We start from the raw sequence: 18,830 nt of genomic DNA, 5'->3' as shown, positions 1-18,830 counted from the left end.
ACCGGAAGCGGCCATCCTGAACGTTACCCTGCCAGTTGATGAACCACCACCCACATTGGACCTTGTCCAACGGCGTAGCGGCCTACCGGCTTCAGTAATCCCTGTGGCGAGGTAATGTTATACACCTCAATGTGGTGCGACTTCTGCCCTGCCGCCACCAGGTACTGACCCGTATGATCGATATTGAACCCGCGCGGCTGGGTTTCCGTAGGCTGGAACCCTTCCCGCGTCAGAACGGCGCCGTCTTCGCTGATGCTGAACACCGTTAACATGCTGCTGGTGCGATCGCACGCATACAGGAAACGGCCATCTGGCGTCAGATGAATATCCGCAGCCCAGCGCGTACCGGTAAAATCTGGCGGCATGATATCCAGCGTTTGCACCGACTCGACCTTGCCATGCGCATTGTTCAGCGCCCAGACCTCGACCGTGCTGTTGAGTTCATTGACGCTGTAGGCGTACTGTCCGTTGGCATGAAACGCCATGTGCCGCGGCCCGGCCCCTTCCGCCGTCGTGACCTGCTCTTGTGCATGCGGGGTTAACTGACCGTCAGCGCCAAGATCAAACAGGCAGATGCGATCCTGCTTCAGCGCAGGTACGTACAACGTGCGATCGGCATTGTCGATGTTGGCGGAGTGGCATCCCGCCAGACCGTCAATCACCTGGCTCGGTGCCTGTGGCACGCCGTCCTCGCCTATTGGGCTGATACTGACGCACGCATCGTTATAGGAACCACAAAACAGGAACCGGCCAGCATGGTCGGTGGAGATATGGGTCGGGCTTCCCGGCAGCGGTGCCTGTCCGGCTTCGGTCAGCGTGCCGTCCGGGGCGATGCGAAACGCCAGTACGCGGAAGTCGGGACGCACGCCTACATACAAGAAATCTTTTTTCGGACTCACCACCATAGGCTGAACCTGACCCGCAACGTCCGTAACCTGTAGTAGCGTCAAGGTGCCATCTTCATTCAACTGCCAGACATGGATTTGTTGACTCTCAGGACTGGCGGTGTAGACAACTTGCTTCATGTATTCTCCTTTTTCGCTGACTCATGTTGTTCTGCAGGTCACTGTAGCGCGTTTTTTTCTGTCTCGCTGGAATGATTTGTGCCCTGATTTTTGTTTCCGTACCCAGGTCGGGTGTAGACTTGCTGCTCTGCTAACCCATTCCGATGAGAGGATTAATGAGCTATCGTGTAATCGCCCTCGACCTTGACGGCACGCTGTTGACCCCGACGAAAACCATTCTGCCACAATCCGTGGAAGCGATTACGCAAGCGCGCAAGGCTGGCGTCAAGGTGATTATCGTGACCGGACGTCACCACTGCGCCATTCATCCTTTCTATCAGGCCTTAAATCTGGATACGCCCGCCATCTGCTGTAATGGCACCTATCTGTATGACTATCCGGCCAAAAAAGTGCTGGCTTCTGACCCGCTGGATGCGCAGGTTGCGCTACGCGTGATTGAGATGCTGGACGAACATCAGATTCACGGCCTGCTGTATGTGGACGATGCGATGCTGTATCAAACCCCGACCGGTCATGTGATTCGCACGCTGAAGTGGAGTGAATCGCTCCCGCCGCACCAGCGCCCCGTATTTACGCAGGTGGACAGCCTGGCGCAGGCCGCCAAAGAGGCGCAGTCGATCTGGAAGTTTGCCCTTTCCCACGAGAACACCGCAGAACTGCAGCAGTTTGCCCAGCGCGCAGAAGCCGAACTGGGGCTGGCCTGCGAGTGGTCATGGCACGATCAGGTTGACGTTGCGCGCGGCGGCAACAGCAAAGGGAAGCGTCTGGCGCAGTGGGTCGAATCTGTGGGGCTGACGATGGATGACGTGATTGCGTTTGGCGATAACTACAACGACCTGAGCATGCTGGAAAACGTCGGGCTGGGCGTGGCAATGGGCAATGCGGACGACGTCATTAAGTCGCGGGCAAAAATGGTGACTGGCACCAACCTTGAAACCGGTATCGCCGACACGCTTTATCAGCACGTTCTGTCATGATGTCTGCCCCGGTGAGACAACATGCCACCGGGCACCTCAGGTCGTGACCGACACGCTTTTAATCTGCGCATACAGCCACTGTTGGGGCCGGATATTAAGCTCGTCGCGCGCCCAGGGCGAGATACGCGCCCACAGCTCACTGATGCCAATACGCAGCTTCACTTCAACCTGATCGCCTACCTCAATAAGCTCGACGACCTGCGCAGGCAGCACATTTCGGATGGAGCTGTTTTGCGCGGGTTGCAGCGTCAGTGAAACATCCGCCGAGGCAATGCGTATCCGCAACGGCGATTTAACCGGCAAATTGACCCGGCTGACCCAGATATGTTGATCGCCCAGAGACAGCGCCGACATGGGATAGTCCGGATGATGCTCCAGTACCTGCACCCGCAGCACACTGGTCAGATCGCTTGCGGGCAGCCATGGCCGCATCGCGCTGCTGCTCCAGACGCGTTCCAGGGGACCAAAGGCTTTTACCTTTCCCTCATCCAGCACCAGCACGTTATCCGCCAGCTGCAGTATCTCCTCCAGGCTATGGGAAACATACAACACGGGAATATCGACCTGCTTCGCCAGCGTCTGCAGGTAAGGCATCAGCTCACGCTTACGCGGCAAATCCAGTGACGCCAGCGGTTCATCCATGAGCAGGATGTCGGGTGCGCTGAGCAAGGCGCGTCCGATGGCAACGCGCTGCTTTTCTCCGCCCGAGAGCGACAGCGGGAAACGGTTCAGTAAGGGGTTAAGGCCTAATAACGCCACCAGCGAATCGAACTGGCTTTTCATACTGGTCGAGAGGCCGTAGCGTAAATTGCCCCGCACGCTGTAGTGCGGAAACAGCCGTGCGTCCTGAAAAACATAACCAATGTTGCGCTTTTCCGGCGGCAAGGCGACCTGCTGTTCTGCATCGAACAGTATCCGGTCATTAAGCTGAATGCGTCCACGCTGGGGCCGGGTTAAGCCGCCGATGGCATTAATCAATGAGGTCTTGCCCGCACCGGATACGCCGAATATCGCGGTGATGCCGCTGGCGGGAATCGTCACGTCAATCTCAAGCTGGTGTTCGCCCAGCCGTTGAGCAAAATTAAGCGTCAGCATCAGGAGCCCATCCGTTTCCGGCCCCACTGCGCCAGCCATTCAGAAATCAGTAACGAGGCCAGCGCCAGAACGATCGCGATCACGCACAGACGTGCGGCGGCGCCTTCGGCACCCGGCGTTTCAATCAGCGTATACATGGCCAGGGGAATCGTGCGGGTTTCGCCAGGAATGTTAGACACAAAGGTGATAGTGGCACCAAACTCGCCAAGGGAACGGGCAAAGGCCAGCACCGTACCGACGATGATACCGGGCAGGGTTAAGGGCAGCGTAATGGTAAAAAAAACCCGCCAGCGCCCGGCACCTAACGTCCGCGCCGCCTGCTCCAGCCGGATATCCACCGCCTCCAGCGCCAGACGAATGGCCCGCACCATGAGTGGAAAGGCAATCACCGCCGAGGCCAGCGCCGCTCCACGCCAGCTGAACGCGAAGCTAAAGCCAAACCAGTCATACAGTTTTTCACCGATGATGCCGCGTCGGCCCAGACCTATCAGCAACAGATAACCCACCACCACCGGTGGCAGCACCAGGGGTAAGTGGATCACACTGTCGAGGATGGCTTTGCCGGGGAAGCGGCAACGTACCAGCACCCATGCCATCAGGATACCGAATGGCAGACTGCACAGCACGGCTATGCCTGACACCTGCAGACTGAGCATGACCGCCTGCCATTCAACATCGCTGAGTATCATTTTTTAGGCGTGAATCCGTATTGTTTGAACACTGCGGCCGCTTCCGGCCCTTTCAGGTAGTTATAGAAAGCCTTAACGGCCGCGTTGTCGCGATCTTTAACAATCGCCACAGGATATTCGACCGGTTTGTGACTGTCTTCCGGAAAGGTGCCCACCACCTGGACTTTTTTACTGGCCACAGCATCTGAGCCGTAAACAATGCCGTACGGGGTTTCATTACGCTCGACCAGTGCCAGTGCGGCACGCACATTATTGGCGCGCGCCAGTGACGGGGACAGGGAAGACCAGGCACCCAGTTTCTGCAGCGCCTCTTTGGCATAGATGCCGGCCGGTACATGATCAGGGTCGCCCACGGCCAGGCGTTCACCTTTCAGCAGGCTTTTCCAGTTGGTGTTATCGTTAATCGTCACCGGCTTGGCACCGTCGCTGCGCGGTGCAATCAGCACCAAATCATTACCCAGCAGCGTATAACGGGTGGTGTCGATCATACTTTTTTTGGCAACGGCATCGTCCATCCACTGCTGATCGGCTGAGATAAACAGATCGGCTGGCGCGCCCTGCTCAATCTGACGCGCCAGCACAGAAGAAGAAGCAAAAGATGACACCACCTCCGTGCCGTGCGCTTTTTTGTACTGTGCGGCTATCTCTTCCAGCGCGTTGGTTAATGAAGCGGCGGCAAAAACAGTAACTTTTTCGGCGGCCAGCGCCTGGCTGCTCAGGGAAACCGTCAATACTGCCGCCATACTCAAACGATAAAATGCGAAACGCATGATTTCTCTCCAGTGATCGTTATATATCGGATAATACAACGCATTATCTGACACCAGGACCAAATTAGCAAAAGCGGAGAGGAGACGTGATGCGGGGTAAAAACCACAACGTCCGCGCTGAGGCGGACGTTGCAGGAGAATTAATGCTGAGAGCGGGTCTTGTTATCGTCGCGGCGACCCGTTTTAGAGATGAGGTTGAACACTTCACCCAGGCCGTAAATCAGGCCTAACATGATTGCCATAACCACAGGTACCATGATCACCGCCACGGCGAGGCTTTTAATAAGTTCCAGCATGGAAAGTCCCACTTTGCGTATAAAGATGGGATTGTAACGGCTCAGTAAAATTTTGCGCAGTCCTTTTCGTGCTTTTACTTTGAGACGGAAAGCTCGCTATCATCTGCCCGATAACGCGATTCACTCTTTGCCGGAGCCACCATGCAAGCCGAACTCACCCTTCATATCCGCCTGCAGCAAAAACTGTTTGCCGATCCACGCCGCATTGAACTGCTAAAACGCGTGCAGCAAACCGGTTCGATCAGCCAGGGGGCGAAACTGGCGGGCATCAGTTACAAGAGCGCCTGGGATGCCATCAACGAGATGAACCAGCTGGCTGAACAGGAAATCGTGGCGCGCGCAACCGGCGGAAAAGGCGGCGGCGGCGCGCAGTTAACCCGCTATGGCGAGCGCCTGGTTCAGCTGTTTGGTTTGATGGAAAAGATTCAGCAACATGCCTTTGATGCTTTGCAGCAGGACAGCCTGCCGCTGGACAGCCTGCTGGCCGCTATCGCCCGCGCTTCGTTGCAAACCAGCGCGCGTAATCAACTGTTTGGCACGGTAACAGACAACGACGCACAGCACGTTGTGCAGCACCTGACCATTCTGCTCTCCGACGGCCTAACCCGGCTCAAGGTCGCCCTCACCGAGCGCAGTGCGGAACGCCTGCAGCTCAAGAGCGGTAAAGAGGTGCTGGTGCTGATCAAAGCCCCCTGGATCAGCCTTCATACTCAACCCACTCAGGCGGAGAATCAGCTTGCCGCCACGATAAGCGCTATCGAGCGTGGCGAGCAGGTCAGTGAAGTCCTGATGCGCCTGCCAGGCGGTGAAACGCTGTGCGCCACGCTGGATAACAGTGAAATCGAACGGCGGCAGTGGCAGCCCGGCAACGCCGTGATCGCCAGCTTCAGCGCCAGCCATGCCATCGTCGCGTCGTTGCGTTGATCTGTTATCCTGGTTTGACTTCATCCGATGCAGTGGCTAAAACAACGGTTAACGCTGCAAAAAATGGAACGAATCATGGCTTCATTGCAAATTTCGCAAGGCATATTTCATCTTAATGATACCCGGGTGCTGTCTCTGGCCGATGTTCATCTGCAACGCGGTGAACGCTGGGCCTTTGTTGGCGCCAACGGCAGCGGCAAATCGTCGCTGGCCCGCGCCCTGTCAGGTGAGCTACTGCCGCTGTCAGGTGAGGTTACGCGTGATTTCCAGCGTCCCAGCCGCCTGTCTCTGGAGCAACTTCAACAGCTGGTCGCCGATGAATGGCAACGAAATAATACCGATCTGCTGAGTGAGGGTGAGGATGACACCGGCCGTACCACGGCTGAAATCATTCAGGATGAGGTCAAAGACAGGACGCGCTGTGAACACCTGGCGGCGCAGTTTGGTATCACCGGCCTGCTTAACCGCCGTTTTAAATACCTGTCAACGGGTGAAACGCGTAAAACGTTGCTGTGCCAGGCGTTAATGAAGCAGCCTGACCTGCTGATCCTGGATGAGCCTTTTGACGGTCTGGATGTGGATTCACGCGCCAACCTGACAGCCACCCTGAATAACCTGCAGCAGGCAGATTTTACCCTGGTGCTGGTGCTTAACCGCTTTGACGATATTCCGGATTATGTTGACCAGGTTGGCGTGCTGGCCGAATGCAGCCTGACGCACGTTGGGCCGCGCGAGGCGATTCTGGCGCAGGCGCTGGTCGCACAGCTGGCACGCAGTGAGCAGTTGGACGGGATGGCACTGCCAGAGGCCGATGTCGCGGATGCACTTCCCCAGTTGGCCGATAATGCGCCACGGGTCATCCTGCGTAACGGCGTGGTGTCCTATAACGACCAGCGCATTATTGACGGGCTTAACTGGCAGGTTAATGCTGGTGAGCACTGGCATATTATTGGGCCAAACGGCGCGGGCAAATCGACATTGCTCAGCCTGGTCACCGGCGATCATCCGCAGGGCTACAGCAATGATTTAACCCTGTTCGGCCTTCGCCGCGGCAGTGGGGAAACCATCTGGGATATCAAACAACATATTGGCTATGTCAGCAGCAGCCTGCATCTTGATTACCGGGTGAGCGCCAACGTGCGCACCGTGATTTTATCCGGCTTTTTTGACTCTATTGGGCTTTATCAGGCCGTCTCCGATCGACAAATGGCCCTGGCGCGTCAGTGGCTGGCGCTGCTGGGGATGGATTCAGCGATGGGCGATATGCCCTTCCACGGTTTATCCTGGGGACAACAGCGGCTGGTGTTAATCGCCCGGGCGCTGGTTAAACATCCCACCCTGTTAATACTTGATGAACCGTTACAGGGATTAGATCCGCTTAATCGTCAGTTAGTGCGACGTTTTGTCGATATCTTAATTGGTGAAGGACGAACCCAGTTGCTGTTCGTGTCCCACCATGCGGAAGATGCTCCCCAATGTATTACTCACCGGCTGCATTTTGTGGCGCAGCCTGAAGGTGGTTATCGCTACCGACAGGACAGCGTTTGACCTTATCAACGCCGTCACCCCGGCGTTGTTTCCCCTACAATGTAAGCGTTACCATTTAAACCCACTTTTTATGTGCGCAATGTGCCACTTCGCCTTTAAATAAGAATATTCAGCTTGTGTAAACGATACCACTTATCCAGACTGGATCACGTTTTCAACGCGGCTGATGTGCTACGTTTTATCGATGCCTTTTTTTATTTTGACGCTGACCAGGATGCAACATGGAAAAATTTAACCCGGCCGATCATCCCCATCGCCGTTACAATCCCCTGACTGACCAGTGGATTTTGGTTTCTCCTCATCGTGCCAAACGTCCCTGGCAGGGTGCCCAGGAAACGCCTGCGGTGAATACGCTGCCGTCGCACGATGCTGACTGTTTTCTGTGTGCGGGCAACACGCGCGTTACAGGTGATGTGAATCCTGATTATCAAGGCACCTACGTTTTTACCAATGACTTCGCGGCCTTGATGACGGATACGCCAGACGCGCCAGAAAGTGATGACATGTTGATGCGCTGCGAAAGCGCGCGCGGTACCAGCCGTGTCATCTGCTTTTCGCCCGATCACAGTAAAACGCTGCCAGAAATGTCCCTGAGCGCACTGAAAGAAGTCGTCCGCACCTGGCAACAACAAACGGCAGAACTGGGTCAGCACTACCCATGGGTACAGGTCTTTGAGAACAAGGGCGCCGCCATGGGCTGCTCCAATCCCCATCCACATGGACAAGTCTGGGCCAACAGCTTTCTGCCTAATGAAGCCCAGCGTGAAGACGATCTTCAGCGCCGCTACTTTGCCCAAAAGGGCTCGCCGATGCTGATGGATTACAGCGCGCGTGAACAGCAGGATGGCAGCCGTACCGTGGTAGAAACGGACCACTGGCTGGCCGTGGTGCCGTGGTGGGCAGCCTGGCCGTTTGAAACCCTGCTGTTGCCAAAAACCCATGTTAAGCGCCTGACCGACTTGACCGATGCGCAGCGTGACGATCTGGCTAACGCCATCAAGCGCCTGACCAGCCGTTACGACAACCTGTTTCAGTGCTCTTTCCCCTACTCCATGGGCTGGCACGGCGCGCCATTCAACGGTGACGACAATGAACACTGGCAGTTGCACGCCCACTTTTATCCGCCGCTGCTGCGTTCAGCAACGGTGCGCAAATTTATGGTCGGCTACGAGATGCTGGCTGAAACCCAACGCGATTTAACCGCAGAACAGGCAGCAGAACGCCTGCGTTCCGTGAGCGATATTCATTTCCGTGAGGCACAACAATGAGCTTAAAAACCATCACGCAGCAGGTTTTTACTGAAACCTTTGGCTATGCGCCAACCCACGCGATTCAGGCCCCAGGCCGCGTCAATTTGATTGGCGAGCACACCGATTACAACGACGGTTTCGTGCTGCCTTGTGCCATCGATTACCAAACGGTTATCGCCTGTGCGAAGCGTGACGACTGCCAGGTTCGTGTTGTCGCCGTCGATTACGATCAGGCGCAGGACACCTTTGCGCTGGATGCACCGATTACCAGCGTAAAAGAACCCATGTGGGCGAACTATGTTCGCGGCGTCGTGAAGCATTTACAGCAGCGCGCGCCAGATTTTAGCGGTGTCGATATGGTGATCAGTGGCAACGTGCCACAGGGTGCGGGCCTCAGCTCTTCTGCCTCGCTGGAAGTGGCTGTCGGGACGGTTTTCCAGCAGCTGTTTAACCTGGCGCTGGACGGTGCGGCGATTGCGGTGAACGGTCAGGAAGCTGAAAACCAGTTCGTGGGCTGTAACTGCGGCATCATGGATCAGCTGATTTCCGCGCTGGGTCAAAAAGATCATGCCATGCTGCTGGATTGCCGGACGCTCGGCACCCGGCCGGTTTCTATGCCGGACGATATTGCCGTGGTTATCATTAATTCCAACTTCCGCCGGAGTCTGGTGGGCAGCGAATACAATGTCCGCCGTGAGCAGTGTGAAACCGGCGCGCGCTTCTTTAACAAAAAGGCGCTACGGGATGTCGAACTCGCTGAGTTTAACGCCGCGGAATCTCAGTTAGATCCCCAGGTCGCTAAGCGCGTACGTCATGTCATCACCGAAAATGCCCGTACGCTGGAGGCCGCCGAGGCGCTCTCTCGTGGTGATTTAGCGCGCATGGGCGAACTGATGGCCGAATCTCACGCATCAATGCGTGATGACTTTGAAATTACCGTGCCACCGGTCGATACGCTGGTCGAGATTGTTAAAGCCGAGATCGGCGATCGTGGCGGTGTCCGTATGACCGGCGGCGGTTTTGGCGGTTGTATTGTTGCTTTGATGCCGCTTGAGCTGGTGGATCAGGTGCAGGCCGCCGTCGCCAGCCAGTATGAAGCCAAAACGGGCATCAAGGAGACCTTCTACGTTTGTAAAGCATCAGAAGGAGCAGGCCAATGTTAAGCGATGTCAATTCCCATGCGCCGGACGGTCAGCCGTGGCGCATCACCGTGCTGCGCAATGCCAATGGCATGATTGCCACCTTTATGGACTGGGGCGCGACCTGGTTATCGGCGCGGGTGCCGTTGCAGGATGGTCACGTACGTGAAGCATTGCTTGGCTGCGCAACGCCTTCCGATTACCTGCATCAGGATGCCTATCTGGGTGCCACGGTAGGCCGTTATGCTAACCGTATCGCCAGCGCAAAACTGGCTAAAACAGGCCGGCAGTTGGCCGCGAATCAGGGCGACCACCAGCTACACGGTGGCCCTGAGGGGTTTGATAAACGCCGCTGGCAAATCGTCAGCCAGTCAGAAAGTGAAGTGCATTATCGACTCGACTCGCCCGATGGCGATCAGGGCTATCCCGGCAATCTTATTGCTGATTTACGCTATGTCCTGGATGACGATAATTGCCTGTCGATTCACTATCAGGCGAAGTGCGATCAGCCCTGCCCGGTCAATCTGACCAATCATGCTTACTTTAATCTTGACGCGCATCATGGCGATGCACGTCAGCATCGATTACAACTGCACGCCGATCGTTACCTGCCCGTGGATAGCGAGGGGATTCCCAACGGACCACTTAAGGCGGTGGACGGCACCAGTTTCGATTTCCGTCAGGCCAAAAGCATTGAGCAGGATTTTCTTGCCGATGACGACCAGAAGGCGGTTAAAGGCTATGACCATGCTTTCCTGCTCAACAGCGCAGGCGATGACAGTCAGCCTGCTGCTGAGTTGTGGTCGCAGGACGGTAAACTGCAGTTAAGCGTCACCACCTCGGCGCCGGCATTGCAGTTCTACAGCGGTAACTATTTGGCCGGTACGCGCGCCCGGGAGCAGGAACGCTATACTGCGTTTCAGGGGATCGCGCTGGAGAGTGAATTTTTACCGGATTCGCCTAATCATCCCGAGTGGCCACAGGATGATTGCTGGTTACAGCCGGGAGATCGTTGGGAATCCGTCACGCGCTATCGCTTTACGCCACGCTGAGCAACCGGGTGAAAAACGCGCAGTGCGTCACAGACAGACTTACGCAGTGCGCTGTTTTCCGCTATGGTAGAACGCAATTGGTCAGCCAACGGGCTGGCGACAGCAGGTTTCCATTATCTCAGAAACATCAAGTATTAAGGAGTTAAGCTATGGCTGTAACTAAGCTGGTTCTGGTGCGACACGGCGAAAGCCAGTGGAACAACGAAAACCGCTTCACCGGATGGTATGATGTAGACCTTTCTGACAAGGGCCGTACCGAAGCTAAAGCAGCCGGACAGCTGCTGAAGAAAGAAGGTTTCGTGTTTGATTTCGCGTACACCTCCGTGCTGAAACGCGCCATTCACACCCTGTGGAATGTGCTGGATGAGCTGGATCAGGCCTGGCTGCCCGTTGAGAAATCCTGGCGTCTGAATGAACGTCACTATGGCGCGTTGCAGGGTCTGGATAAAGCAGAAACCGCCGCCAAATACGGCGACGAGCAGGTAAAACAGTGGCGCCGTGGCTTCGCGGTAACCCCGCCAGAGCTGGATCGTAGCGATGAGCGTTTCCCTGGACACGACCCGCGTTATGCTTCACTGAAGCCTGAGCAGCTGCCGACCACCGAAAGTCTGGCCCTGACCATCGAACGCGTCATTCCTTACTGGAACGAATCCATTCTGCCGCGTATCAAAAGCGGTGAGAAAGTGATTGTTGCTGCACACGGCAACTCACTGCGTGCCCTGGTGAAATACCTGGACAACCTGAGCGAAGATGAGATTCTTGAACTCAATATTCCGACCGGCGTACCGCTGGTTTATGAGTTCGATGAAAACTTCAAACCGATCAAACGCTACTACCTGGGTGATGCTGACGAGATCGCAGCAAAAGCCGCAGCCGTGGCGAATCAGGGTAAAGCGAAGTAAGTTTTGCTTCTCTGTAAAAAGGGCCAGACACTGTCTGGCCCTTTTTTATTGCGCCCTGTTAACCGCGACGCTGTTTGACCGCATCGGCCAGTTGACGCAGCACCTTCTCGGTATCGTCCCAGCCAATACAGGCATCCGTCACGCTCTTGCCGTATACCAGCGGTTCGCCGCTTTCCAGGCTCTGATTCCCTTCAACCAGATGGCTTTCAATCATCACGCCGATAATGCCGCGCTCGCCATTGATCATCTGTTGCGCCACATCATCTGCCACCAGCATCTGTTTCTGAAACTGCTTGCTGCTGTTGGCATGGCTGAAGTCGATCATCACCTGCTGCGGTAAACCAGCTTTTTCCAGACCGGCTTTAACTGCACTGACGTGCGCGGCGCTGTAGTTCGGTTCTTTACCACCACGCAGAATAATATGGCAGTCGCCGTTGCCGCGGGTTTCCACGATCGCAGAGTGCCCGTATTTGGTGACTGACAAGAAACAGTGCGGTGAACTGGCGGAGTTAATGGCATCAATCGCCACTTTGATGGTGCCGTCCGTGCCGTTTTTAAACCCGACCGGGCAGGAAAGACCAGAAGCCAGTTCGCGGTGAACCTGTGATTCAGTGGTGCGCGCGCCGATCGCGCCCCAGCTCATCAGATCGGCAACGTACTGCGGCGTGATCATGTCCAGAAACTCGCCAGCGGCAGGCAGACCAGAATCGTTAATCTCTACCAACAGCTTACGCGCCAGACGCAGGCCGTCGTTCAACTGGAAGGAACCATCCATATAAGGATCGTTGATTAGCCCTTTCCAGCCGACGGTGGTACGCGGTTTTTCGAAGTAAACGCGCATCACGACTTCCAGTTCACCCTTAAGCTGTTCCCGCAGGGTTAACAGACGCGCAGCATAGTCTTGTGCGGCTTCGGTATCATGAATGGAGCAAGGCCCAATCACCACCAGCAGACGATCGTCTTCCCCTTTCAGAATCTGGTGAATCGCCTGGCGAGCCTGCGAAACGGTCTGCGCAGCACGGTCGGTTGCAGGGAATTTTTCCAGTAAGGCTACGGGTGGCAGGAGTTCTTTGATCGCTTTAATGCGTAAATCATCGTTCTGGTAATTCATACTCATTCCATATAATTTCTGGCCCGGCGCCCGCCGGACACAACCCAGCCAATGTAGCCCGAAGCGCACGGGGTGTAAATTCCTGATGAACGTATAATGTATGCGTGAAATTTGCATAAATGGGTTATGCGTCTAGACTTTTAAAGGTAACCACTGAGGAACGGTGACTTACTTTTATTAATACCTGTCTTTAAGCTAACCAGCGAAATTTTATTTCGCTCAGGGCGCTTTTTCTCTGAACCAAACATCGCAGCGGGTTAGAGACAGCAAATATCATTTATTAACGGGAGCATAATGATGAATAAGTTTGCAATAATTTTTCTGACGGCAGCAATGACTCTGGGCAGTGGCGCAGCAATGGCTGCTAACGGAAACTCTAACCAGGCCGCCGCCGCAGGCGCAGTAGCTGGCGGTGCTAACGAGAACCTGCCACCGAACAAAGTCGATAACAGCAAAATTAATAACACAGGCACCGAGAAATCGTCTCCGACCGCTGACAGCACGTCCAGCAGCAAACATATGACGGCTGACGAGATTGATAAGAATAGCCAGTGTAAAGACGGTAAATGCCCTGATATGAACAAAAAAGTTCATACCAAAAAAGGTGGCGGTCACGTTAATACCAAAACCGACGGCACCACGCAGTAAGACCGGACGGTTGAGTTGATAAGGAGAGCCTGGCTCTCCTTTATTTTATCCTGCCGTAACTTCCGCTATGCTGAGCCTGTTAAATTAACAGGGAAATGTTCATGGCCTCACTGCTTCTGATTGACGATCATCCACTGGTTGAAGTAGCACTTGAAGCTGCGTTGGCTAAATCACCGATTCCCATGCAACTTTTTTCCGCCAGCAGCGAACAGTCCGCCCGCCCTTTTCTGCAATTGCCACCCGATATTATCGTGCTGGACATCGGCTTACCCGATGGTGACGGGCTGGAGATCTTGCGCCGCCTGAAAATCCATTTACCCAACTGCCCGGTTCTGATTTATTCAGCCCAGCAAACCCGCCACTACGTCAGGCGAGCCCAGGCGCTGGGTGCCGCTGGCTATGTGGTGAAGAGCCAGCGCATGGAGCAGTTGCTGAGTGCGATTCTGGCGGTGCTCGGTGGACATGCCACCTTCCCCGACTGCCCTGATGAGCCGGAACTGCCGTTAACCAGTAAAGAACGTCAGATACTGGCTTTGCTGGCCAGTGGATTATCCAACCTGCAAATTGCCGAGCGACTGCATATCAGTAACAAAACCGTCAGCACCCATAAAAAGAACATCCTGGAAAAGACCGGTGCCCACTCTGTGGTTGAGTTAGCCGATTTGTGGAAAGCACAGCAGTGATACGCTGGCTGCTGCTCCTGCTGCTCTTTACCTCGCTGGCCTACGGCGACGTGCGCCCGGTCAGCAGCATCAACTTGCCCATGATGATGCCGGTGAAAGGTGCCGAGCTGATGCAGGGCAAAGTGCTGCGAGTCGGTCTGCTGGAGGAGAATAACGCCCCCTGGACGATGCTGGTCGGTAAAGACCTTTATGGCATCGATGCCGATTACCTGGCGGCGCTGCATCAGTTAACCGGTGCGCAGTTCACGCTCCGTTTATATGCCACTCAGGCAGACTTATTGCGCGCGCTGCACGACGGACAGATTGATTTTGCGTTGGGAATGATAGCCCCGCCTTTACCCATGAATACGCTGGCCAGTGACAGCTGGTTTAGCAGCCCGTTGCGTATTTATCGTAACCAGCAGAACCAGCGTGCCGTGATGTTCAACAGTCATAATGCCCAACTGGCAATCAGCCAACTCACGCTGGCACAACTGCCACCGGCGCTGGCAGCCCGCCATCAGTGGCGCACCTACGGCAGCGATCTTCAGGCGCTCTATACGTTGCTGAATCAGCAGAACGATTATGTGGTGGCAGATGAAACCAGCGCCGGTTTCTTGCTAAGCCAGTTACAGCAGGGGCAAATTTATCAGATTGCCTCCGGTATCGATGCCGGACAGCTCAACCTGCGCGCCGTCGCACGTGATCCGGCGCTTATCGAATGGCTGAATCAAAGCCTGCGCCAGCTTCCCGCCGAGCTGATGAGCACCCTGCAGGCGCGCTGGAGCAGCAACCTTCCCCGCTATCAGGACACGCAGACCCTGATGCTCAGCGCCAGCGAGCGCGAGTGGATGACGAACCACCCGATCGTTGCCTACGCGGCTGAAGCGGATAACTATCCCTGGAGTTACCGGGACAGTAACGGCACTGCCCGCGGCTACGGGATCGACCTGCTTAACGCCATCGCCCAAAGCACCGGATTACGTTTTACCCCGCGCTGGGTCAGTAACCCTCAGCAGGCTGCCAGCCTGCTGGATCAGCATCAGGTTATGTTGCAGCTGATGCAGCCGCTTAACGGCGAAACCCAAAGCACCAGCCTGCCCGTCTGGCGCGCGCTGTGGGGCATTTATATCCGCCAGCCAGCTGGCTGGTCGCACTGGAGCGATGTGGCGGGCAAGCGCATAGGTATTCTGCAGGATGACCTGGCGCAACGCCTTATCCCTGAGAATATGCAGGTTCAACGTTATGTTGACCGAAACAGCCTGTACGATGCGCTGGCAGCCGGTCAGATTGACGCCTTAGTCGATAACGTGCTGTCCGCGCGCTGGCGGATTGCCAGTCGTAACGATCCGCAGATTCATCTGGCCTTTGCCGCCAGCGATATTGCCTGGCCCATTGCGGTTGGCATCGCATCCGATCAACCCGTACTGCGTTCACTGCTGGATCGCGCGTTGCAGCAGATCCCCGTCGAGACACAAAACCAGATGCGCGATCGCTGGTCAATGCCACCTCAGCCTGGCAGCGTTACCGCCATGCGCGTCCTGCCGGTAGCCGTTCTGGTGGCGGCCGGTGTTGCCATCATTATTTTGCTATTGCTGCTTGCCCGACGTTACTGGCAGCAGCGGCGCGATCGCCAACAGCGTGAGCAGGCCGAACGCGCCAACGCCATGAAAAGCCAGTTTTTAGCCACGGTCAGTCACGAGCTGCGCACGCCCATGCAGGCGATACTGGGCTTGCTGGAGCTGGAAAAACAGCAGCGATCCAGTGAAAATCTGCAGCTTTTGCACCGTAGCGCGCAGTCACTGATGACGCTGCTTAACGATCTTCAAGATCACGCCCGTATTGAAAATAACAGCTTTACCCTGTCGCCGCGTCCGCTGGCGCTGGCCCCCTGGCTGGCGCAGCAGCGCCATTTTTATCATCCGTTGATGCGCCCGGACGGCCCGCGTCTGCAGGTTGAAGCGCTGACGCCACTGCCTGACGCGGTGATGATGGATGCCGATCGCCTGCAGCAGGTGGTGAACAATCTCATCACCAACGCATTTAAATTTACCCGTCAGGGCCTGATTCGTCTGACGCTATCGGCCACGGACATGCTGCAGCTAACCGTCAGCGACAACGGCAGCGGAATCCCGCTGGAGGAGCAGCCTAAACTGTTCGATCCCTGGTATCAGGCACCCTCGGGTAAAACCGTATCGGTCCAGGGCAGCGGTTTAGGGTTGTTTATTTGTCGGGAGATGGTGCAACGCATGGGTGGCGATATTTCCCTGCATTCTGTGCCTGGCAAAGGCACGGAGGTGACCATCACCCTGCCGCTGATCCCCTGCGATCGGCTTCCGGATAGCGATCCAACTGCCCTGCCGGGCTTTCCTGGTCTGCGCGTGGCGGTGGTAGACGATCATCCTACGAACCTGATCGTGATGGAGCAGCAGCTTGCCCGCTTCGCGATTCAGGCGGATTGTTTTGAACAGGGTCGCGACCTGCTGCTGGCCGACGCGCAGCGCCCTTACGACCTGCTGTTTATCGATCAGATGATGCCGCGCCCTGATGGCACGCTCCTGTTGCGCCTGTTGCGTCGTCGTCAGCGTCAGCGCGGCGGCGTGCAGTTACGGGTGCTGTGTTCAGCCGACGCCCAGTTACTTAACGTGCAGTTGGGTGAACATGAACGCGTGCTGATTAAACCGGTACAGCTACAGGATATCGGCGAGGTGCTGACGGCCTTTCATGACGATCCACTGGCGTCACTGGATGACAACCTGTGGCAGCTGGCGCAGCAAAACGAGAAATTTCTTAACCGCCTGGGCAAAACGTTACGTGATACCCTGGAGAAGGACCTGGCACAACTGCACGCCGCACATCAGGCAGGTGACGCTATGCAGTTAGCCGAGTCAGCACACCGTATGAAAGGAAGCTGGCTTTTGATAGGTATTGAAGAAGGGGCAACGCTTTGTCAGCAGCTGTCGGACAAGGCGAAGCAACATCAGGCTCTCTCCGCTGAGTGGCAATTGCTGATATCATTGACCGACAGGTTATTACTCAAACTGGAAACATATGGCACACACGCACTCTCATAGCGGTCAGGACACCAACCGTAAGCGCCTGATGGCGGCCTTTGCCGTGACGGCCCTCTTTATGGTGGCAGAAGTCATTGGCGGCTGGATTTCTGGCTCACTGGCCCTTCTGGCCGACGCCGGTCATATGCTGACCGATGCCGCTGCGCTGCTGATGGCCTTACTGGCAGTCCAGTTCGCTAAACGCAAACCCAGCGACCGTCATACTTTTGGTCTGCTGCGGCTCACCACACTGGCAGCCTTTGTTAACGCCATTGCCCTGATCCTGATCACCCTGCTGATCGTCTGGGAGGCCATTGAGCGCTTTTCCCATCCGCAGCCAATCACCGGCGGCCTGATGCTGGGCATCGCCATTGGCGGTTTGCTGGCTAATATTCTCTCGTTTTGGCTGCTGCATCACGGCAGTGAAGAGAAGAACCTGAACGTGAGGGCGGCAGCCTTACATGTGATGGGCGACCTGCTGGGTTCGGTAGGTGCCATCATTGCCGCGGTGATCATTCTGCTCACGAACTGGACGCCCGCTGACCCCATTTTATCGATTCTGGTGTCACTGCTGATACTGCGTAACGCCTGGGCATTGCTGCGGGAAAGTTTTCACGAGCTGCTGGAAGGCGCACCTGATTCACTGGACGTGAATCAGCTCAGACGCGATCTGAAGCGTCAAATCGCCGAAGTGCGCGATGTTCATCATGTGCACGTCTGGCAGGTAGGTGAGAAGCCGGTATTAACGCTGCACGTGCAGGTTATCCCGCCACGGGATCATGACGGCCTGCTGCGCCGCATTCACACTTACCTGCACGACCATTACCAGATTGAACATGCGACGGTACAGATGGAGTTTCAGCCCTGTGTCGGACCGGATTGCGCACTGAACACGCCGGTAATTGAGGGTGCTCACCACCATCACGAGCACGGTGAGCACGCGCATCATCACTGAGCAGACAGCGCACGAGAACCCTGTTTTCGTGCGCTGATTATCCACATCCTTGAGCCGTTCAGCGCAATCAACGTCAAAATGGCATATTCCAGCGCCATGGCGTAAACCCCCTGGCGGGCAAAAATCATCACGCTAATCACGTTGATAATCACCCACAGCAGCCAGTTCTCCACGTACTTCCGCGTCATCAGCACCATGGCCACAATCGACAGCACCATCAGGCAGGAATCCCAGAACGGAAACGCATCCGGCTGCAGTGTCGGCATGGCCACGGCAAAGCCCGCCGCGTTCATAATGGCGACCGTAATTCGGGTAAGAAATGCAAATACCGGGTCGATATACACCGTCATTAAGGCCACCGCGATGACGCAGCCAACAGCCCAGCCGATGGCTTTTGTCCGCGGCAGCCAGCGTATGGTTAACGCCGCCTGATTGTCAGATGTTTGTCGACTCCAGGCGTACCAGCCATAGACATTGGCCGCGAAGAAGAACAGCTGTAGCAGCAGGCTGGCGTAGAGTTGGATCTGAAAAAAGATCACCGCAAACAACGTGACGTTGATCAGACCAAAGGCGTAGTTAACGATCTTTTCCAGGCTGGCCAGCCAGATGCACAGCAGGCCAGCGAGCGTTCCGACGGCTTCGATCCATGACAGATCGTACCCCGTGGCGCCAAGAGGGATGTGAACCAAAATATTCTGCGTGCTAAAAAAATCCATATGAGGCACCTGTTAACG

The 18,830-nt window shown here is 55.9% G+C and carries 18 protein-coding genes; 11 read left to right on the top strand and 7 right to left on the bottom strand.

Features of this window, described 5'->3' with window-relative positions:
* Nucleotides 1-23: 23 nt before the first annotated feature.
* The gene (pgl, locus tag CMR03_RS17350; RefSeq protein ID WP_096012147.1) at nucleotides 24-1,025 is read right to left on the bottom strand and encodes a 6-phosphogluconolactonase; all 1,002 of its coding nucleotides are present in this window, start codon (nucleotides 1,023-1,025) and stop codon (nucleotides 24-26) included.
* 155 nt (nucleotides 1,026-1,180) lie between these two features.
* On the opposite strand from pgl, the gene CMR03_RS17345 reads away from it, so the two are divergent.
* Nucleotides 1,181-2,002, top strand: coding sequence for a pyridoxal phosphatase (locus CMR03_RS17345; RefSeq protein ID WP_063878822.1), 822 nt, complete (start codon nucleotides 1,181-1,183; stop codon nucleotides 2,000-2,002).
* Nucleotides 2,003-2,038: 36 nt separating this feature from the next.
* On the opposite strand, the gene modC is transcribed toward CMR03_RS17345, so the two are convergent.
* From modC to CMR03_RS17325, 4 genes are all read right to left on the bottom strand, one after another.
* On the bottom strand, nucleotides 2,039-3,097 hold the full coding sequence (gene modC / locus CMR03_RS17340; RefSeq protein ID WP_096012146.1) for a molybdenum ABC transporter ATP-binding protein ModC: 1,059 nt from the start codon (nucleotides 3,095-3,097) through the stop codon (nucleotides 2,039-2,041).
* Nucleotides 3,097-3,786, bottom strand: coding sequence for a molybdate ABC transporter permease subunit (modB, locus tag CMR03_RS17335; protein ID WP_063878820.1), 690 nt, complete (start codon nucleotides 3,784-3,786; stop codon nucleotides 3,097-3,099). Before modB ends, modC begins: the two co-directional genes overlap by 1 nt.
* Nucleotides 3,783-4,556 (bottom strand): molybdate ABC transporter substrate-binding protein, encoded by a 774-nt coding sequence (gene modA, locus CMR03_RS17330; RefSeq protein WP_063878819.1) that lies wholly within the window; start codon nucleotides 4,554-4,556, stop codon nucleotides 3,783-3,785. Before modA ends, modB begins: the two co-directional genes overlap by 4 nt.
* Before the next feature lie 140 nt (nucleotides 4,557-4,696).
* Nucleotides 4,697-4,852 (bottom strand): AcrZ family multidrug efflux pump-associated protein, encoded by a 156-nt coding sequence (locus tag CMR03_RS17325; RefSeq protein WP_074181002.1) that lies wholly within the window; start codon nucleotides 4,850-4,852, stop codon nucleotides 4,697-4,699.
* A 141-nt stretch (nucleotides 4,853-4,993) separates the two neighbouring features.
* Here CMR03_RS17325 and modE point away from each other — a divergent pair, with 141 nt between their 5' ends.
* The 6 genes from modE to gpmA all read left to right on the top strand — a co-directional run bounded on the left by modE (nucleotide 4,994) and on the right by gpmA (nucleotide 11,667).
* Nucleotides 4,994-5,776 (top strand): molybdenum-dependent transcriptional regulator, encoded by a 783-nt coding sequence (modE, locus tag CMR03_RS17320; RefSeq protein ID WP_096012144.1) that lies wholly within the window; start codon nucleotides 4,994-4,996, stop codon nucleotides 5,774-5,776.
* A 75-nt stretch (nucleotides 5,777-5,851) separates the two neighbouring features.
* A complete protein-coding gene (modF, locus tag CMR03_RS17315) occupies nucleotides 5,852-7,324 on the top strand; it encodes a molybdate ABC transporter ATP-binding protein ModF (protein WP_096012143.1) in 1,473 nt (490 codons plus the stop codon).
* A 221-nt stretch (nucleotides 7,325-7,545) separates the two neighbouring features.
* Nucleotides 7,546-8,592, top strand: a complete 1,047-nt coding sequence (galT, locus tag CMR03_RS17310; RefSeq protein ID WP_096012142.1) for a galactose-1-phosphate uridylyltransferase — start codon at nucleotides 7,546-7,548, stop codon at nucleotides 8,590-8,592.
* Nucleotides 8,589-9,737: a galactokinase gene (galK, locus tag CMR03_RS17305; protein WP_096012141.1), complete on the top strand. Its 1,149-nt coding sequence runs from the start codon at nucleotides 8,589-8,591 to the stop codon at nucleotides 9,735-9,737. The genes galT and galK overlap by 4 nt, the downstream gene beginning before the upstream one ends.
* Nucleotides 9,731-10,765: a galactose-1-epimerase gene (galM, locus tag CMR03_RS17300; protein ID WP_096012140.1), complete on the top strand. Its 1,035-nt coding sequence runs from the start codon at nucleotides 9,731-9,733 to the stop codon at nucleotides 10,763-10,765. Before galK ends, galM begins: the two co-directional genes overlap by 7 nt.
* Nucleotides 10,766-10,914: 149 nt before the next feature.
* Nucleotides 10,915-11,667, top strand: coding sequence for a 2,3-diphosphoglycerate-dependent phosphoglycerate mutase (gene gpmA, locus CMR03_RS17295; protein WP_063878813.1), 753 nt, complete (start codon nucleotides 10,915-10,917; stop codon nucleotides 11,665-11,667).
* A gap of 58 nt (nucleotides 11,668-11,725) precedes the next feature.
* Here the strand turns inward: gpmA and aroG are convergent, their stop codons facing one another.
* Nucleotides 11,726-12,778, bottom strand: coding sequence for a 3-deoxy-7-phosphoheptulonate synthase AroG (gene aroG / locus CMR03_RS17290; RefSeq protein ID WP_096012139.1), 1,053 nt, complete (start codon nucleotides 12,776-12,778; stop codon nucleotides 11,726-11,728).
* 294 nt (nucleotides 12,779-13,072) lie between these two features.
* Here aroG and CMR03_RS17285 point away from each other — a divergent pair, with 294 nt between their 5' ends.
* From CMR03_RS17285 to zitB, 4 genes are all read left to right on the top strand, one after another.
* Complete coding sequence (locus tag CMR03_RS17285) at nucleotides 13,073-13,426, top strand: YbgS-like family protein (RefSeq protein ID WP_096012138.1); 354 nt, start codon at nucleotides 13,073-13,075, stop codon at nucleotides 13,424-13,426.
* A 101-nt stretch (nucleotides 13,427-13,527) separates the two neighbouring features.
* Nucleotides 13,528-14,109 (top strand): LuxR C-terminal-related transcriptional regulator, encoded by a 582-nt coding sequence (locus tag CMR03_RS17280; protein ID WP_096012137.1) that lies wholly within the window; start codon nucleotides 13,528-13,530, stop codon nucleotides 14,107-14,109.
* Complete coding sequence (locus CMR03_RS17275; RefSeq protein WP_096012136.1) at nucleotides 14,091-17,162, top strand: ATP-binding protein; 3,072 nt, start codon at nucleotides 14,091-14,093, stop codon at nucleotides 17,160-17,162. The genes CMR03_RS17280 and CMR03_RS17275 overlap by 19 nt, the downstream gene beginning before the upstream one ends.
* Nucleotides 17,140-18,096, top strand: a complete 957-nt coding sequence (gene zitB / locus CMR03_RS17270) for a CDF family zinc transporter ZitB (RefSeq protein WP_096012135.1) — start codon at nucleotides 17,140-17,142, stop codon at nucleotides 18,094-18,096. Before CMR03_RS17275 ends, zitB begins: the two co-directional genes overlap by 23 nt.
* On the opposite strand, the gene pnuC is transcribed toward zitB, so the two are convergent.
* The gene (gene pnuC / locus CMR03_RS17265; protein ID WP_063878807.1) at nucleotides 18,090-18,812 is read right to left on the bottom strand and encodes a nicotinamide riboside transporter PnuC; all 723 of its coding nucleotides are present in this window, start codon (nucleotides 18,810-18,812) and stop codon (nucleotides 18,090-18,092) included. The genes zitB and pnuC overlap by 7 nt on opposite strands.
* Nucleotides 18,813-18,830 lie beyond the last annotated feature (18 nt).

The sequence above is a fragment of the Pantoea allii genome, assembly GCF_002307475.1.
Taxonomy (GTDB): Bacteria; Pseudomonadota; Gammaproteobacteria; order Enterobacterales; family Enterobacteriaceae; genus Pantoea; species Pantoea allii.
This window is presented reverse-complemented; position numbering and strand designations above follow the sequence as displayed.

What these genes read in the sequence shown, in the direction of transcription:
- modC (WP_096012146.1), bottom strand. Translation starts at nt 3,097, where the DNA reads ATGCTGACGCTTAATTTTGCTCAACGGCTGGGCGAACACCAGCTTGAG.
- CMR03_RS17345 (WP_063878822.1), top strand. Translation starts at nt 1,181, where the DNA reads ATGAGCTATCGTGTAATCGCCCTCGACCTTGACGGCACGCTGTTGACC.
- aroG (WP_096012139.1), bottom strand. Translation starts at nt 12,778, where the DNA reads ATGAATTACCAGAACGATGATTTACGCATTAAAGCGATCAAAGAACTC.
- galM (WP_096012140.1), top strand. Translation starts at nt 9,731, where the DNA reads ATGTTAAGCGATGTCAATTCCCATGCGCCGGACGGTCAGCCGTGGCGC.
- galT (WP_096012142.1), top strand. Translation starts at nt 7,546, where the DNA reads ATGGAAAAATTTAACCCGGCCGATCATCCCCATCGCCGTTACAATCCC.
- CMR03_RS17285 (WP_096012138.1), top strand. Translation starts at nt 13,073, where the DNA reads ATGATGAATAAGTTTGCAATAATTTTTCTGACGGCAGCAATGACTCTG.
- modE (WP_096012144.1), top strand. Translation starts at nt 4,994, where the DNA reads ATGCAAGCCGAACTCACCCTTCATATCCGCCTGCAGCAAAAACTGTTT.
- gpmA (WP_063878813.1), top strand. Translation starts at nt 10,915, where the DNA reads ATGGCTGTAACTAAGCTGGTTCTGGTGCGACACGGCGAAAGCCAGTGG.
- pnuC (WP_063878807.1), bottom strand. Translation starts at nt 18,812, where the DNA reads ATGGATTTTTTTAGCACGCAGAATATTTTGGTTCACATCCCTCTTGGC.
- zitB (WP_096012135.1), top strand. Translation starts at nt 17,140, where the DNA reads ATGGCACACACGCACTCTCATAGCGGTCAGGACACCAACCGTAAGCGC.
- modB (WP_063878820.1), bottom strand. Translation starts at nt 3,786, where the DNA reads ATGATACTCAGCGATGTTGAATGGCAGGCGGTCATGCTCAGTCTGCAG.
- CMR03_RS17325 (WP_074181002.1), bottom strand. Translation starts at nt 4,852, where the DNA reads ATGCTGGAACTTATTAAAAGCCTCGCCGTGGCGGTGATCATGGTACCT.
- modF (WP_096012143.1), top strand. Translation starts at nt 5,852, where the DNA reads ATGGCTTCATTGCAAATTTCGCAAGGCATATTTCATCTTAATGATACC.
- modA (WP_063878819.1), bottom strand. Translation starts at nt 4,556, where the DNA reads ATGCGTTTCGCATTTTATCGTTTGAGTATGGCGGCAGTATTGACGGTT.
- pgl (WP_096012147.1), bottom strand. Translation starts at nt 1,025, where the DNA reads ATGAAGCAAGTTGTCTACACCGCCAGTCCTGAGAGTCAACAAATCCAT.
- galK (WP_096012141.1), top strand. Translation starts at nt 8,589, where the DNA reads ATGAGCTTAAAAACCATCACGCAGCAGGTTTTTACTGAAACCTTTGGC.
- CMR03_RS17280 (WP_096012137.1), top strand. Translation starts at nt 13,528, where the DNA reads ATGGCCTCACTGCTTCTGATTGACGATCATCCACTGGTTGAAGTAGCA.